This window comes from Paraburkholderia sp. (assembly GCF_035656215.1).
GTDB lineage: Bacteria > Pseudomonadota > Gammaproteobacteria > Burkholderiales > Burkholderiaceae > Paraburkholderia.
Window position 1 is genome coordinate 1 of the sequence record NZ_DASRSY010000235.1, and the last position, 15,348, is coordinate 15,348.

Here is a 15,348-nt window from a genome sequence, read left to right on the forward strand (position 1 = left end):
GGCCGATGCCCAAGACGAATGCGCCGCCACTGCACCTCGAACGCCTGGCGGATATCGGCGACCACCGGCCCATGCAGTTCCACCGCGAAATCCCAGCGCCGATAGGGCAGCTTCTCGCCGTTGTTCTCGTAGTCGTCGACAATGTTGATGCCGCCGCAGTAGCCGAACTGGTCGTCCACCACCGCGATCTTGCGGTGCGTACGCGAGAAGCCGAAGCGGCCGAACAGATGTGGGTTGTAGATGCGATGGTCGATGCCGGCTAATGACCATTCATTGAACATCTCGAGGCGCGCGGTGCCGATACCGTCGGTAATCACGCGCACCTTTACGCCGCGTGAGGCTGCGCGCTGCAAAGCCGCGCTGACGGCCTGCCCTGCGCTGTCGTTACAGAAGATATAGGTTTCGAGAACGACGTCACTCTGTGCCGCGTCGATGCGTTCGATCAGCGCGGCGAAGAACTCGTCGCCGGAACGCAGTAGTTTGACGTCGTTGCCGCTGGTGAAGCGGTAGCGCTGCCAGTAGCGGCGGCCGAGCAGCGATTGCCGGAGTCGCGCGAAACTGCGCGCGCCGCCGACGCTCACCGGGCACGCTCCTCGGGCTGGACCTTCAGGCGCCCAGCGAGCCGCTTCGGCAATTGCAGGATCGCATCCGCATTCGACGACGAAAAACAGCGCGAGGCTGCCTCTTCATACGGCAGCCACAGGAACGCGGTGTGCTCGCGCGGCGCGAGTGTCACCTCGAGTTGCTCGGGCACTTCCAGGCTGAACCAGTGCTCGGTGTTGTGGATCACGCCCTCGGCATAGCGATGCCGGAACTGCGGATAGATCTCGTATTCGATCGAGTAGTGCCAGTCGAACAACGCGCTTTGCGGCACGAGCGTCGTGCCGACGACGATGCCGGTTTCCTCGGCAACTTCGCGCGCCGCTGTCTCAATGAAGGGTTCGTCGAGCAGGTCTTTCGAACCGGTCACCGATTGCCAGAAATCTGCGTGATCGGCACGCCGGATCAACAGCACGTCGAGCGCGGGCGTATGGATGACGACGAGTACGGATTGCGGGATCTTCGGCGGTTTCGGCATGGCGTAAAAACTGGGCGCAACGCTTGCGCGGTACATGTCGGCGAGTGGTCCAATGATCGGTCGGGATCGGTTGCTTCGACTGTAACGCAAAAAACGAAAAAGGCGCATCACGCGCCTTTTTCGTTTGCTTCTTCGTTCCACGCTGGCGGCCAGTCTTCAGGCAGCCAGCGTTCGGCTCAGCTTAGACCTTCGGTTCCGGCTGACGCAGGCGGATGTGCAACTCGCGCAACTGGCGCTCGTCCACTTCGCTCGGCGCCTGCGTGAGCAGACACTGTGCGCGTTGCGTCTTCGGGAACGCGATCACGTCGCGGATAGAATCGGCGCCGGCCATCATCGTGATGATGCGGTCCAGACCGAACGCGATACCGCCGTGCGGCGGCGCGCCGTATTGCAGCGCGTCGAGCAGGAAGCCGAACTTGGCTTGCGCTTCTTCCGCGTTGATCTTCAGCGCGCGGAACACCTGGCTCTGAACTTCTTCACGGTGGATACGCACCGAACCGCCGCCGATTTCCCAGCCGTTCAGCACCATGTCGTAGGCCTTGGCAAGGCAGCGCGCCGGATCCGTTTCCAGATACTCGAGGTGCTCGTCCTTCGGGCTCGTGAACGGGTGATGCGCGGCGACGTAGCGGTTGTCTTCCTCGTCGTACTCGAACATCGGGAAGTCGACCACCCACAGCGGCTTCCAGCCGGATTCAACCAGACCGTTGGCCTTGCCGAATTCCGAATGACCGATCTTCAGACGTAGCGCGCCCAGACTGTCGTTCACCACCTTCGCACGATCCGCTGCGAAGAAAATGATGTCGCCGTCTTGCGCGCCGGTGCGTTCGATGATCGCCTTGACCGCTTCGTCGTGCAGGTTCTTGACGATCGGGCTTTGCAGACCGTCACGGCCCTTCGCCACTTCGTTGACCTTGATCCACGCCAGACCCTTCGCGCCGTAGATGCGCACGAATTCCGTATAGCTGTCGATATCGCCACGCGAGAGTTCGCCGCCCTTCGGTACACGGATCGCCGCAACGCGGCCATCTTTCGTGTTAGCCGGCGTGCTGAACACCTTGAAGTCGACGTCCTTGACGGCATCCGTCAGGTCCGTGAATTCGAGTTTGACGCGCAAGTCCGGCTTATCCGAACCGAAGCGGCGCATGGCTTCCGAATACAGCATGACCGGGAATTTTTCGTCGAGCGAAACGCCGATCGTTTCCTTGAAGACGTGACGGATCATCGCTTCGAACAGATCGCGGATTTCCTGTTCCGACAGGAACGAGGTTTCGCAGTCGATCTGCGTGAATTCCGGCTGACGGTCGGCGCGCAGGTCTTCGTCGCGGAAGCACTTGACGATCTGGTAGTAGCGATCGAAGTTAGCGACCATCAGCAACTGCTTGAACAGTTGCGGCGACTGCGGCAACGCGAAGAACTGGCCCGGGTTGGTACGCGACGGCACGAGGTAGTCGCGCGCGCCTTCCGGCGTGCTCTTGGTGAGCATCGGCGTTTCGATGTCGATAAAGCCCAGCGAGTCCAGGTACTTGCGCACTTCCATCGCGACGCGGTAACGCAGACGCAGGTTGTGCTGCATCTGCGGACGGCGCAGGTCGAGCACGCGATGCGTGAGGCGCGTGGTTTCCGACAGGTTGTCGTCGTCGAGCTGGAACGGCGGCGTGATCGACGGGTTCAGCACGACCAGCTCATGGCACAGCACTTCGATCTTGCCGCTTTTCAGCGAGGCGTTCGTCGTGCCTTCCGGGCGAGCGCGAACCACGCCCTTGATCTGCAGGCAGAACTCGTTGCGAACGCCTTCGGCCGTCTTGAACATTTCCGCGCGATCCGGATCGCAGACGACCTGAACGAGGCCTTCGCGGTCGCGCAGGTCGATGAAGATGACGCCGCCATGGTCGCGGCGGCGGCTTACCCAGCCGCACAGCGAGACGGGTTGGCCCAGCAGTTCTTCGGTCACCAGACCGCAGTATTCAGATCTCATCGACATGATGTTTGTCTTTCGTTTTGCATTGGTTGAGCGGCGCGCTGCAGTGAAACACTGCGCACCGGCATTACAGCGGAGGCTCGACTGTCGTGCGGCGCACCGGCGCCGGAGGCGCGGACGGCGCCACGACGCCCATCGAGACGATGTACTTGAGCGCGGCGTCGACCGTCATGTCGAGTTCGATCACTTCGCTCCTGGGCACCATCAGGAAGAAGCCGGACGTTGGGTTCGGCGTAGTCGGCACATACACGCTGACGTGATCTTCTTTCAGGTGGTTGACCACGTCGCCGCCCGGAATGCCGGTCAGAAACGCAATCGTATAGGAACCGCGGCGCGGGTACTCGATCAGCAGCGCCTTGCGAAACGCATTGCCGCTGCTCGACAACAAGGTGTCCGACACCTGCTTCACGCTGGTGTAGATCGGGCCGACCACCGGAATGTGAGCGACCACGACTTCCCACCACTTCACGAGCTTCTGGCCGATGAAGTTTTGCGTCAACAGCCCGACGACAAAGATGAACGCCAGCGTCAGCACCGCGCCGAGGCCCGGCAAACGGAAGCCGAGCGCACGCTCCGGCTGCCATGAGGTAGGCAGCAGCAACAGCGTCTGGTCCATCGTGCCGATGATCAGACCGAGTACCCACAGGGTGATAGCCAGAGGCACCAGCACCAGCAGGCCAGTCAGGAACACCGATTTGAGCGTCGTTTTTTTCGTCGTCATGTGTACCGCCAGAAAGCCGCGCGGGCCGATATCCGGCGCGCGGCGTGTGCGCCGCCCCTGAGGGCGGCAGTCCCACTAGGCGCTGCCGGGACCGCTCGAACTCGCCGATGCGGCCGGTACGGCAGCAGGCGCGGCAGGCGTTGCGGCTGCGCCCGATGAAGCGGCGGCGGCCGTGCCGTTGGCCGAAGCCGTGTCGGTTTTCGCTGCGCCGTCATTCCCGGCTGCGGCGGTTTCGCCCGAATTCGCATTCGAGCCGCCATTCGCGTCGGGCTTGGCCGGCGCGCCCGCGCCACCGTTACCGCCGCGAAAATCGGTCACATACCAGCCGGAGCCCTTCAACTGGAAACCGGCTGCAGTCACCTGCTTGCGAAATGTGTCTTTCCCGCACTCGGGACATTGCGTCAACTGGGGGTCGCTCATCTTCTGAAGCACGTCCTTCCCGAAGCCGCATGACTCGCAACGATAAGCGTAGATCGGCATGAACTTTTCCCTACTGAAATCTTGTAAACGCTTGCAAAGCCTTGAATTATAGCCGCAAACGACACCCCTTCCCCGGATTTTGGGGACAAGCGCCGGGCGCAGCCGCCGTCCAACTAAATGGGGGCGGCCGCGCTCGAATCAAGCGCGCCCCCGCCACCGCCAGGTGCGGCGGCGTCTTCAATCACGACGGCGCCAGGTCAGCCAGCGCTCGCGTCCAGCAAAGACGGCGATGGAATCGTTTACGGCTTCGTCTTCGATCAGATCGAAGTACGGCGTGAGCAACGCGTCGAGCTCAGCACGCTCGATACCGAACGGCGGCCCTTTCGGCGTCGCGCCGATGAAATAGAAACCCGCCAGCAATGCGCCAGCCGGCAACAACCCGGCCATCCGTTGCGCGTAGTCTGCACGGCGCGCCAACGGCAGCGCGCAAAGGAATGCGCGCTCGTAGATCCATGCCGGCGTGAACGGCGGTTCGTAAGTGAAGAAGTCAGCCTGCTCGACCAGTTGCGCATGCTGCGCGCCCAGTTGCTCGCGCGCTGCCGCAACTGCGGCCGGCGAGAAATCGATCGCCCGGACTGGATTGCCTCGCTGCGCTAGCCACAGCGCCTCGTAGGCACTACCGCAACCCGGAATCAGTACCGCAGCATCGCGATGCCGTTCAGCGAACGACTGGAACGCCGACGGCACGCCCGCCTGATCCCACGGCGTGAAATGGCGCTCGAAGCGCTCGTCCCAGAACGCCGGCGAGTTGGGGTCGCGGGTCGCGAAATCGGGCGCGGAAGGCGGGTTCGGATCGCTCATGGAATGCCTCGTGTGGATCAGGATCGGGATCAGCCGCCGTAGGCGAACGCCAGAAACGCCCGTGCCAGCACCGCGCCGACACCGACCGCCACGCCGAACAGCAGCAAGCCTTGCAACAACCGGTTGGTACGCTTCTGTTCGAGCAGAATCTGGCGAATCATGTCGTCGTTCGCGCCGCGCGTATTGTCGTGGTGTCCGGCCAGCACATGGTGGATCAGGCGCGGCAACTGCGGCAGCGTCTTGCTCCACTGCGGCGCCTCGATCTTCAGCCGCTCGTACCAGCCGCGCAGACCGATCTGCTCGTTCATCCAGCGTTCAAGGTAGGGCTTGGCCGTCTTCCACAAGTCCAGTTCAGGATCCAGCGAGCGGCCGAGCCCTTCGACGTTCAGCATGGTTTTTTGCAGCAGCACCAGTTGCGGCTGGATTTCCACGTTGAAGCGGCGCGAGGTCGAGAAAAGGCGCATCAGCACCTGGCCGAGCGAAATATCCTTCAATGCACGGTCGAAATAGGGCTCGCAAACCGCGCGGATCGCGCTTTCCAGTTCTTCGACCCGCGTAGTAGGCGGTACCCAACCTGACTCCAGATGCAGCGTGGCGACGCGGTGGTAGTCACGCTTGAAGAAAGCGAGGAAGTTCTGGGCAAGGTAGTTCTTATCGAAGTCCGACAGCGCGCCGATGATGCCGAAATCGAGCGCGATATAGCGGCCGAAGTGCGCTGGGTCCAGGCTCACCTGAATGTTGCCCGGGTGCATGTCGGCGTGGAAAAAACCATCGCGGAACACCTGGGTGAAGAAAATCTCGACGCCTTCGCGCGCCAGCTTCGGAATATCGACGCCGGCTCCGCGAAGCGTCTCCACCTGGCTGATCGGCACGCCGACCATGCGCTCCATCACCAGCACTGTGGGCGTGCAGAACTCCCAGTACATCTCCGGCACCAGCAGCAGATCGAGCCCGGCGAAGTTGCGACGCAACTGGCTGCCGTTGGCCGCCTCGCGCATCAGATCGAGTTCGTCGTGCAGGTATTTGTCGAATTCGGCGACCACCTGGCGCGGCTTGAGCCGCTTGCCGTCGGCCCAAAGGCGCTCGGCCCATACGGCGATGTCGCGCAGCAAGGCCAGATCAGAGTCGATCACCGGCAACATGTTCGGCCGCAGTACCTTCACGGCGACCGCCTTGCCCGCGTGCTGCCCCGCTTTCACCTTCGCAAAGTGCACCTGCGCGATCGAAGCACTCGCCACCGGCACCCGCTCGAAATCGTCGAACAGCACGTCGACCGGTGCGCCGAGCGACTTCTCGACCAGCCCGATCGCTACCGCCGAATCGAACGGCGGGACCTGATCCTGCAGCTTAGCCAGCTCATTGGCAATATCGACCGGCAACAGATCTCGTCGTGTGGACAGCACCTGGCCGAACTTGACGAAAATCGGCCCAAGGCTTTCGAGCGCGAGCCGCAAGCGGACGCCCGGCGGCGCCTCGAACTTGCGGCCGATCGTGGTGATACGCAGCAGGAGACGCACACGCCGGTCGTTGACGCGGCTGAGCATCATCTCATCGAGACCGAAGCGGATGACCGTGAAGAAAATCTTGAGGAAACGCAGAAAACGCATAGTTGGGCCCGATGACTAGCGCGTGCCGCGCGACGTGGCGGCGCCGCCCGGCGCATCGGCGCCGCGGGCTTCGACCTTCTGTTCAAGACGCTCGATGCGCTTTTCCACACGCGCCAAAGCATCGCGGGCGCGCGCCAGTTCGACGTTGAAGTCTTCCAGCGCGGTGCGCCGCACCAGTTGCGGATTTTCGTCGAGCAGGTATTCGGCGGCGGTGTCGAGCAGATTGCGCCCGGTGCGCCGCGCATGTTCGCCGACCGTGCGCACGACCGACGCCACCCGCCACGCCGGACCGTCGCCGATCAGCTTCGCCAGATCCTCCTCTGGCTCCCAGCGCAGATGCTCGGCGAGCTTGGCGATCACAGTCGCAAATTCGGCGTCGCCCTCGATCTTCACATGCTTCATCACGGCGGTCTGCCCGCCTTGCACGAAGGCCGGCAGCGCATCGGACGGCACCGCGATGGCGACATCGAACTGTTGCGCATCGATTTCGTCGACCGCGCCCAGATAGCCGTCCGGTTGCACCATTAGCATCAGCACGACCGGCGGACAGGACAGTCTGGCGGTCTTGCCCGCGTACGGGGCGAGGCGCTCGCGAGCCCACGATTCGCGGGCGAGCAGATGATTGACAGCAGCAGCGAAGGGCTTGGCGGCGAGGGTCATTGAGAGTAGCAAGAAAAAACCCGCGCAGGCGAGGTGCCCGCGCGGGTTCCTATTGTAACGTCCGTTCGCTTCGCGGCCTGCTATGCCGAACGGCCAACGTTTTGTGCGAAATCAGGGCGAGCAGTGCTGCCTCGGCGCTGCCCCGCTACTGCCTCAGTGCTGCGCCACCTGTTGAATGCCGGCCAGTAGCCAGCCTTCGCCGGGCCGGTTCGCCTTCGACAGGTTCCAGACTTCGACGAACGGCTCAGCTGCAGCACCTGCCGATTCGCGGATCAAGCCCGAGAACCGCACGCTGGCGAAGTATTCGGTCGCACGCTCTTCAACGCCCAGCAACTCTGCGTTCAACTGCACCACGTCGGTCTGATTCGACTCCGCACCACGCGACGAGAGATCGACCTTCACTTCGGCGAACATCTCCGGCGTAGTGAATTCGCGGATGTCTTCCGTATTGCCGACGTCCCATGCGGCTTGCAAACGCACGAAATACACCTTGGCGTTACGCAGGAACGCTTCCGAATCGAAGCCGGCCGGGACAGAAGGCGCGGCGTTGATGGACGGCGTGGTCAGCGGGTTACCTTGCGGTTCAAGATACGAGCCGGTGGGTGGAGCGCTGTAACGCGGCTCCTGCGTGTAGCCGGTGCCGCCTGCGTTCAGCGAGGGCGAGCCGCCTGCGTACGCCGGTTGCGCCGTGTCGCGCTTGCGACCCATGAAACGGCGGATCAGCCAGATACCGATCATTGCAATCACCGCGATCACGATGATATTGGCCATGGCGCCGGCAAACGCGCCGCCCAGACCGAAGTGCGACAGCAATGCAGCGATACCGAGACCGGCCGCCAGACCGGCGATCGGACCAAGCCAGCGTGAGCGGTTAGGCGCGGCGGCCGGAGTCGGCGTAGGCGCCGGAGCCGGCTGCGCACGCTGCTGCATGGCCTGATTGCTTTGGGAAGGTTGCGACGGGGTCGACTGTTGCTGAACCGTGTTCGACTGACGGCCAAAACTACGGCCGCCGCCCATGCGGCGGGCTTCCGCATCGAGCGAGGCGAGAGAGCCGGCCATGATCAGACCGACCATCGCGATCAGTCCGATTCTTCTCACCAATGACCTCGTAACCTTACGGGGAGATAACACACCTGAATCGGACATTTTCGTACTTTCCTTTAAAAATCGATGGGTTAGGAACCCTAGTATTTGGTCCCCACATGTAAAGCTACCACGCCAGCTGACAAATTGTAATATTTGACGCCATCCAGGCCCGCTTGTTCCATCATTGTTTTTAACGTTTCCTGGTCCGGATGCATCCGGATCGATTCCGCCAGGTAGCGGTAGCTCTCGGCGTCCTTCGCAAAACGGTCGCCGAGCCACGGCAACACCTTGAACGAATAGACGTCGTAGACCTTTTTAAGCGGATCCCACACCTTCGAGAACTCCAGCACCAGCAGACGGCCAGCCGGTTTCAACACGCGGCGCATCTCGGCTAACGCCACGTCCTTGTGCGTCATGTTGCGCAAACCGAATGCCACGGTGACCACGTCGAAGTAATTGTCCGGAAAGGGGATCTTTTCGGCGTCGCAGAGCAGCGCCGGCGTGATCACGCCCTTATCCAGCAGGCGGTCGCGGCCCACGCGCAGCATCGATTCGTTGATGTCGGTGTGCCAGACTTCGCCGGTTTCGCCTGCCTGTTTGGCAAAGGCCTTCGACAGATCGCCCGTGCCCCCCGCGATGTCCAGCACCTTGAAGCCCGGCCGGACGTTGGCCTGGGCGATCGTGAACATCTTCCACGCCCGGTGCAACCCGCCCGACATCAGGTCGTTCATCAAGTCGTAGTTGGAGGCGACCGAGTGGAATACGCCGGCCACCTTTTGCGCTTTTTCCTGTTCGTCGACCGATTGAAAGCCGAAGTGGGTTTTGCTCATCGCGCTCGTCCTTTCGCGTATTCTGAAATGTTGCGCCGCATCAGTGCGGCGATCAGGGCGAATCGTATCAGTGACAGTGCCCGTGCGCAGCGCCCGCTGACGCCATTGGCGCGTCACGATCGACGCCGGCCGCTGCCAGTTTGGCGAGATAGTTGCACCAGAGTTCATCCTGACGGACTGCAAGGTCGTGCAGCAGGTCCCAGGAATAGATGCCGGTGGCATGCCCGTCGGAGAAAGTTGGCTGCACCGCGTAGTTGCCAATGCCTTCGATCATCGTGATCGTGACGTCGCGCTTACCGGTTTGCAGCGTTTCCTGGCCGGGCCCGTGGCCCATCACTTCGGCTGACGGCGAATACACGCGCAGCAGTTCGAACGGTAAGCGATAGGTTTCGCCGTTTGCGTATTGCAATTCGAGTACGCGCGATTTGGAATGCACGACGACGCCGGTCGGCACCGGGGTAGCGGGAGTCAGTCCACTCATGATGACCTCATAAAGAAAACGCCGGGCCGCTCCAGATTTTCCTGGCCCTCGTGAAGGGCCCGCGCGAAGCGGCAGGTTTTGGGGGCGTTCTTCGTACGCCAGGTCGCCCCAAGTGTTTGTAACCCCCTTGGTAAACCTGGCGCGAAGCGGCAGGTTCGGGGGCGCTCAGCCAAGAGCCTGTTCGATTTCCTGTCGCACCGCCTCGCGCAGCAAGGTGGCTTGCGCGCGGCGCGACGACAGTAATGCTTCGGACACCGTGCGTTGGCGCGGCGCCCAGACCGGCAGCGGGAAATGAGCGTCGTTCGAAAAACGCGGAATCACATGCCAATGCACGTGCGGCACCTGGTTGCCGAGGCTTGCCAGGTTGACCTTCACCGGCTGAAGAATGCGCCGGATCGCACGCTCGACCGCGTATACGGCCTGCATCACGCGATCGCGGTCGGTGCCGGCGAGATCGGAAAACTCAGCGACATGCGTGTTCCAGATCACCCGGCAAAAGCCCGGATAATCGTGTTCGTCGGCGAGAACGACACGTAGGGTGTCGTCCTGCCACAGCACGTCGCCGCCATCTTCAAGGCAAAAAACGCAGTCCATCGTCGTCCTCAGGCAAAAATCGTCAGTCGTGCCATTAAACCAGCACGCGCTCGATTCCGCCATTGTTCGCCCGCTGGACGTAATCCGCCATCCAGTCTTCACCCAGCACGTGACGTGCCATCTCGACGACGATGTAGTCCGCCTCGGTGCCCGCGTCTTCGTTGTAGCGTGACAGCCCTTGCAGACAGGATGGGCAGCTCGTCAGGATCTTCACGTCGGTGGCCCCGCTCGGTTGCGGGCCATCGCCAGCCTTCAGCACGGAGCCGTTCGGCGCACTCGCGGCGCCGGCCGACGCATTAGCCGAATTGGTCCCGTTCGCGCCCGTTTCGCCCACCAAGGGAATCCCGCGCAACTTCGCCGCGCCTTTGCGGATTTCCTCTTCCTTGCGGAAGCGGACTTGCGTCGAAATGTCCGGGCGTGTTACCGCGAGTGTGCCGGATTCGCCACAGCAGCGATCATTCTTCTCAATCGTGTAGCCGTCCTTCTCCGACCCCATCAGCTGGTTGACGAGCTTGACCGGGTCCATCGTCTTGATCGGCGAGTGGCACGGGTCGTGGTACATGTAGCGCACGCCGTTCACACCTTCGAGCTTGATGCCTTTCTCGAGCAGAAATTCGTGGATGTCGATGATCCGGCAGCCTGGGAAAATCTTCTCGAATTCGTAGCCGGCGAGCTGGTCGTAACACGTGCCGCACGACACCACCACCGTCTTGATGTCGAGATAATTCAGCGTATTCGCGACGCGGTGGAACAGCACACGGTTATCCGTGACGATCTGCTCGGCCTTGTCGAACTGGCCCGAGCCGCGCTGCGGATAGCCGCAGCACAGGTAACCCGGCGGCAGCACGGTTTGCACGCCCGCTTCCCACAGCATGGCTTGCGTAGCCAGACCCACTTGCGAGAACAGCCGCTCGGAGCCGCAGCCCGGGAAGTAGAACACCGCTTCCGTATCGGCGGTGGTCGTCTTCGGATTGCGGATGATCGGGACGATCTTGTTGTCCTCGATGTCCAGCAACGCGCGCGCGGTTTTCTTCGGCAGATTGCCCGGCATCTTCTTGTTCATGAAGTGGATCACCTGCTGCGTGACCGGCGGCTTGCCGACCGTTGCCGGCGGGTGCGCCGTCTGCTTCTTCGCGAACTTCTTAAGCACGTCGTTGCCGAGGCGCTGCGCCTTGTAGCCAATGCCCATCATCGCGGTGCGCGCGAGATTGATGGTCTGCGGATTGGTGGCGTTGAGGAAGAACATGCCGGCTGCGTTGCCCGGATTGAACTTCTTCTTACCCATCTTGCGCAACAGGTTGCGCATGTTCATGGTCACGTCGCCGAAGTCGATCTTCACCGGACACGGCGTCACGCATTTGTGACAGACCGTGCAGTGATCGGCGACGTCGTTGAACTCGTCCCAGTGCTTGATCGACACGCCGCGGCGGGTCTGCTCTTCGTACAGGAACGCCTCGACCAGCAAGGAGGTCGCGAGAATCTTGTTGCGCGGGCTGTACAGCAGGTTCGCACGCGGCACGTGGGTCGCGCACACCGGCTTGCACTTGCCGCAACGCAAACAGTCTTTGATCGACTCGGAAATCGCGCCGATGTCGGACTGCTGCATGATCAGCGATTCGTAACCCATCAGGCCGAAGCTCGGCGTGTACGCGTTACGCAGATCGGCGCCGGCGAGCAGCTTGCCGGCATTGAAGCGGCCATGCGGATCGACGCGCTGCTTGTACGCACGGAATTCACCGATCTCGTCTTCCGTCAGGAATTCGAGCTTGGTGATGCCGATGCCGTGTTCTCCGGAGATCACGCCGTCGAGCGAACGCGCCAGCTTCATGATGCGCGCGACCGCCGTGTGGGCGTCCTGCAGCATCTCGTAGTTGTCGGAGTTGACCGGCAGGTTCGTGTGGACGTTGCCGTCGCCCGCGTGCATGTGCAGCGCGACGAATACGCGGCCGCGCAACACCTTCTTGTGGATCGTCTGGGCTTCTTCGAGGATCGGCTTGAATTCGCCGCCGTTGAAGATCTGACGCAGTTCGGCGCGGATCTCCGCCTTCCACGACACGCGTACCGTGCGATCCTGCGTGATATGAAACACGGTCGCATCCGGCTGCGCGTCGACGCGATCGGCGAACTTCTCCGCGAGTCCTTCGTAGCCGAGACCAACCAGATAATGCTGCGCCTCGCGCAAGGACAGATCGAGCTTGTCGCGCAGGAATTCCCAGCGGGTACGCACCTTCTTCAGCAGATCGAGCGCCTGTTGCACGCGATCTTCGAGCAGCTCCGCGCTCGGGATTTCGTTGGCGTCATCGCTCTTGCCGAGCGGCAGCTTGCCGCCCTTGAAGAACGCTTCCAGCGCGTCGACCAGTTGCAGCTTGTTCTTGATCGACAGCTCGATGTTGATGCGCTCGATGCCGTCGGTGTACTCGCCCATGCGGTCGAGCGGGATCACCACGTCTTCGTTGATCTTGAACGCGTTGGTGTGCTTGGCGATCGCGGCGGTGCGGCTGCGGTCGAGCCAGAAACGCTTGCGCGCTTCGGCGTTGACCGCGACGAAGCCTTCGCCGCTCTTGCCGTTGGCCATGCGCACGACTTCCGAGGTAGCAAGCGCCACCGCATCCGCATCGTCGCCGACGATGTCGCCGATCAGCACCATCTTCGGAAACGCGTTGCGCTTGCTCTTGGTCGCGTAACCGACCGCGCGCAGATAGCGCTCGTCCAGATGCTCGAGGCCGGCGAGAATCGCGCCGCCCTGCTTCGACGTTTCGAACAGATAGTCTTTGATCTCGACGATGCTCGGAATCGCTTCACGGGCCTGACCGAAGAATTCGAGGCAGACCGTGCGCGTATGCGCCGGCATCTTATGCAGCACCCAGCGCGCCGACGTGATCAGGCCGTCGCAGCCTTCCTTCTGCACGCCCGGCAAGCCGGCCAGGAATTTGTCCGTGACGTCCTTGCCAAGACCTTCCTTACGGAACACGCGGCCCTTGATGTCGAGCGCTTCCGTGCGCAGCAGCTTTTCGCCCGGCGCGTAGCGGCCGTCGAACCACTTCAGTTCGAAACGCGCGACTTCGATGTCATGAATCTTGCCGAGGTTATGGTCCAGACGCGTGACTTCCAGCCAGTTCCCTTCCGGGTCGACCATGCGCCACCAGGCGAGGTTGTCGAGCGCCGTGCCCCACAGCACAGCCTTCTTGCCGCCCGCGTTCATCGCGACATTGCCGCCCACGCAGGATGCATCCAGCGAGGTAGGATCGACCGCGAACACATAACCGGCTTGCTCAGCCGCTTCGGTCACGCGACGCGTAACGACGCCGGCGCCGGAGAAAATCGTCGGCACCTTGCGCTCGACGCCCGGCAGTTCGGTCAACTCGACCGCGCCCAGCTGTTCAAGCTTTTCCGTGTTGATGACGGCCGAGAACGGCGTGAGCGGCACCGCGCCGCCTGTGTAACCCGTGCCGCCTCCGCGCGGAATCACGGTCAGACCGAGCTCGAAACACGCCTTGATCATGCCGGCGATCTCGGCTTCGGTATCCGGCGTCAGCACGACGAACGGGTACTCGACGCGCCAATCGGTCGCGTCGGTCACGTGCGAAACGCGGGACAAACCGTCGAACTTGATGTTGTCTTTTTCCGTTACCTTGCCCAGCACCTTGTTCGCGCGACGGCGCAAATCAAAGGTCTTCTGGAACTCGCTTTCGAAATCGTCGACGGCCCGGCGTGCAGCCGCGACCAGAGTTTCAACGCGAGCGGCCCGATCGACGCCCGCTTCATCGCCGTGCTCGACCAGATCGGCGCGGCGGCGCTTTTCGATCTCGGTCAGACGGTGATGCAGCGCCTCGATCAGCAGCGCGCGGCGCTTCGGGTTGTCGAGCAGGTCGTCTTGCAGGTAGGGATTGCGGCGCACGACCCAGATGTCGCCGAGCACTTCATACAGCATCCGGGCCGAGCGGCCGGTGCGGCGTTCCGCGCGCAGTTCGGCCAAAGCCGCCCAGGCTTCGTCGCCCAGCAGACGGATGACGATTTCGCGGTCGGAAAACGACGTGTAGTTATAGGGAATTTCGCGCAGACGCGCTTCGGGATCGGCGGCCACCGCAATGGCGGCCCCGTGCGGATCGAAAACTTGAGGTGCGTTCATGGTCGGACGACTCTGTGGGTCAACCGGGCGCGCTCATTGGTGAGGCGCCGGCAGACGGTGCGCGTGGAGCGCAATGCTGGAAATCTTCTAGGGGAGCGAAGCGCAACCGACGGCCTACCCACATCAGTCGCTTCACGGCGCTCAGAGACAGCTACACGATCGTGCGTGGCGGAGGTGCCGCTGGCGGAGGTGCCGCTGACGGACGTGACGCTCCGCCGCGGGACAAGACTCACGCGGGACGGGCATCAAATGGGCGATCCGAGGCTGCCAGTGCATCTTCCGATCCTTATTCCAAAATGGAATTCTACCCCATGATCCAGCCGTGCGTTGGCGCCTGAAATCGGAGCTACAACGGGACTTTGGGGGTTTTTGGGTTGAACCGGGCTCGCAAGCGCATGCGGAGAATTCTCCGACCGAACGGTCGGACAACGCTTTGCCGAGGGCGCTCGGACGTTCTCCGAGGGTTCGCTGAAGGCCAGAGTGCGCACCGTTGGCGCTATCATTGACCCTTTCCCGTCTCACAAAGCGCACCGCGCCACCCGCATGGCTTCCCACGACTACCTGAAGAAAATCCTGACCGCGCGCGTCTACGACGTGGCCCGCGAGACCGAACTCGAACGCGCGCCGAATCTGTCGGCACGGCTACGCAATCCGGTTTATCTGAAGCGCGAGGACAACCAGCCGGTGTTCTCGTTCAAGGTGCGCGGCGCGTACAACAAGATGGCGCATATTCCGGTGGACGCGCTGGAGCGGGGGGTGATTACCGCGTCAGCGGGTAATCACGCGCAGGGCGTGGCGCTGTCGGCGGCGCGCATGGGCGTGAAGGCGATTATCGTGGTGCCGGTGACCACGCCACAGTTGAAGGTCGATGCGGTGCGCGCGCATGGCGGCGCAACGGTCGAA

At 62.4% G+C, this 15,348-nt stretch carries 14 protein-coding genes; 1 reads left to right on the plus strand and 13 read right to left on the minus strand.

From position 1 onward, the window contains the following. From VFE81_RS13260 to VFE81_RS13320, 13 genes are all read right to left on the minus strand, one after another. Positions 1–581 (minus strand): phospholipase D-like domain-containing protein (locus VFE81_RS13260; protein ID WP_414695591.1); only part of this gene is annotated, 581 nt, incomplete at its 3' end. Beyond that, entirely contained in the window at positions 578–1,078 is a 501-nt protein-coding gene (nudB, locus tag VFE81_RS13265) for a dihydroneopterin triphosphate diphosphatase (RefSeq protein WP_325045028.1), read from the minus strand. The genes nudB and VFE81_RS13260, both read right to left, overlap by 4 nt. Before the next feature lie 181 nt (positions 1,079–1,259). Continuing rightward, positions 1,260–3,059 carry an aspartate--tRNA ligase gene (aspS, locus tag VFE81_RS13270; RefSeq protein ID WP_325045029.1) on the minus strand — a complete coding sequence of 600 codons (1,800 nt, stop codon included), beginning with the start codon at positions 3,057–3,059 and terminating at the stop codon, positions 1,260–1,262. A gap of 64 nt (positions 3,060–3,123) precedes the next feature. Beyond that, positions 3,124–3,777 carry a DUF502 domain-containing protein gene (locus tag VFE81_RS13275; protein ID WP_325045030.1) on the minus strand — a complete coding sequence of 218 codons (654 nt, stop codon included), beginning with the start codon at positions 3,775–3,777 and terminating at the stop codon, positions 3,124–3,126. A gap of 75 nt (positions 3,778–3,852) precedes the next feature. Then, a complete protein-coding gene (locus tag VFE81_RS13280) occupies positions 3,853–4,257 on the minus strand; it encodes a zinc ribbon domain-containing protein (protein WP_325045031.1) in 405 nt (134 codons plus the stop codon). A 177-nt stretch (positions 4,258–4,434) separates the two neighbouring features. Continuing rightward, positions 4,435–5,058 carry a methyltransferase domain-containing protein gene (locus tag VFE81_RS13285; RefSeq protein WP_325045032.1) on the minus strand — a complete coding sequence of 208 codons (624 nt, stop codon included), beginning with the start codon at positions 5,056–5,058 and terminating at the stop codon, positions 4,435–4,437. 29 nt (positions 5,059–5,087) lie between these two features. Next, entirely contained in the window at positions 5,088–6,665 is a 1,578-nt protein-coding gene (gene ubiB / locus VFE81_RS13290) for a ubiquinone biosynthesis regulatory protein kinase UbiB (RefSeq protein ID WP_325045033.1), read from the minus strand. Positions 6,666–6,680: 15 nt separating this feature from the next. Continuing rightward, entirely contained in the window at positions 6,681–7,325 is a 645-nt protein-coding gene (locus VFE81_RS13295; protein ID WP_325045034.1) for a ubiquinone biosynthesis accessory factor UbiJ, read from the minus strand. A 153-nt stretch (positions 7,326–7,478) separates the two neighbouring features. Further along, positions 7,479–8,471, minus strand: coding sequence for a Tim44 domain-containing protein (locus VFE81_RS13300; protein ID WP_325045035.1), 993 nt, complete (start codon positions 8,469–8,471; stop codon positions 7,479–7,481). A 38-nt stretch (positions 8,472–8,509) separates the two neighbouring features. Continuing rightward, complete coding sequence (ubiE, locus tag VFE81_RS13305; RefSeq protein WP_153137354.1) at positions 8,510–9,241, minus strand: bifunctional demethylmenaquinone methyltransferase/2-methoxy-6-polyprenyl-1,4-benzoquinol methylase UbiE; 732 nt, start codon at positions 9,239–9,241, stop codon at positions 8,510–8,512. 67 nt (positions 9,242–9,308) lie between these two features. Continuing rightward, a complete protein-coding gene (locus VFE81_RS13310; RefSeq protein ID WP_325045036.1) occupies positions 9,309–9,722 on the minus strand; it encodes a DUF971 domain-containing protein in 414 nt (137 codons plus the stop codon). Positions 9,723–9,887: 165 nt separating this feature from the next. Beyond that, positions 9,888–10,316 (minus strand): HIT family protein, encoded by a 429-nt coding sequence (locus VFE81_RS13315; RefSeq protein WP_325045037.1) that lies wholly within the window; start codon positions 10,314–10,316, stop codon positions 9,888–9,890. Positions 10,317–10,350: 34 nt separating this feature from the next. After that, positions 10,351–14,445, minus strand: a complete 4,095-nt coding sequence (locus VFE81_RS13320; RefSeq protein WP_325045038.1) for an FAD/FMN-binding oxidoreductase — start codon at positions 14,443–14,445, stop codon at positions 10,351–10,353. 543 nt (positions 14,446–14,988) lie between these two features. Here VFE81_RS13320 and VFE81_RS13325 point away from each other — a divergent pair. Next, positions 14,989–15,348: pyridoxal-phosphate dependent enzyme (locus tag VFE81_RS13325; RefSeq protein ID WP_325045039.1), on the plus strand; the 360-nt coding region annotated here is incomplete at its 3' end.

Coding starts and splice junctions, on each gene's coding strand:
- nudB (WP_325045028.1), bottom strand. CDS start 1,078: ATGCCGAAACCGCCGAAGATCCCGCAATCCGTACTCGTCGTCATCCAT.
- aspS (WP_325045029.1), bottom strand. CDS start 3,059: ATGTCGATGAGATCTGAATACTGCGGTCTGGTGACCGAAGAACTGCTG.
- VFE81_RS13275 (WP_325045030.1), bottom strand. CDS start 3,777: ATGACGACGAAAAAAACGACGCTCAAATCGGTGTTCCTGACTGGCCTG.
- VFE81_RS13280 (WP_325045031.1), bottom strand. CDS start 4,257: ATGCCGATCTACGCTTATCGTTGCGAGTCATGCGGCTTCGGGAAGGAC.
- VFE81_RS13285 (WP_325045032.1), bottom strand. CDS start 5,058: ATGAGCGATCCGAACCCGCCTTCCGCGCCCGATTTCGCGACCCGCGAC.
- ubiB (WP_325045033.1), bottom strand. CDS start 6,665: ATGCGTTTTCTGCGTTTCCTCAAGATTTTCTTCACGGTCATCCGCTTC.
- VFE81_RS13295 (WP_325045034.1), bottom strand. CDS start 7,325: ATGACCCTCGCCGCCAAGCCCTTCGCTGCTGCTGTCAATCATCTGCTC.
- VFE81_RS13300 (WP_325045035.1), bottom strand. CDS start 8,471: ATGTCCGATTCAGGTGTGTTATCTCCCCGTAAGGTTACGAGGTCATTG.
- ubiE (WP_153137354.1), bottom strand. CDS start 9,241: ATGAGCAAAACCCACTTCGGCTTTCAATCGGTCGACGAACAGGAAAAA.
- VFE81_RS13310 (WP_325045036.1), bottom strand. CDS start 9,722: ATGAGTGGACTGACTCCCGCTACCCCGGTGCCGACCGGCGTCGTCGTG.
- VFE81_RS13315 (WP_325045037.1), bottom strand. CDS start 10,316: ATGGACTGCGTTTTTTGCCTTGAAGATGGCGGCGACGTGCTGTGGCAG.
- VFE81_RS13320 (WP_325045038.1), bottom strand. CDS start 14,445: ATGAACGCACCTCAAGTTTTCGATCCGCACGGGGCCGCCATTGCGGTG.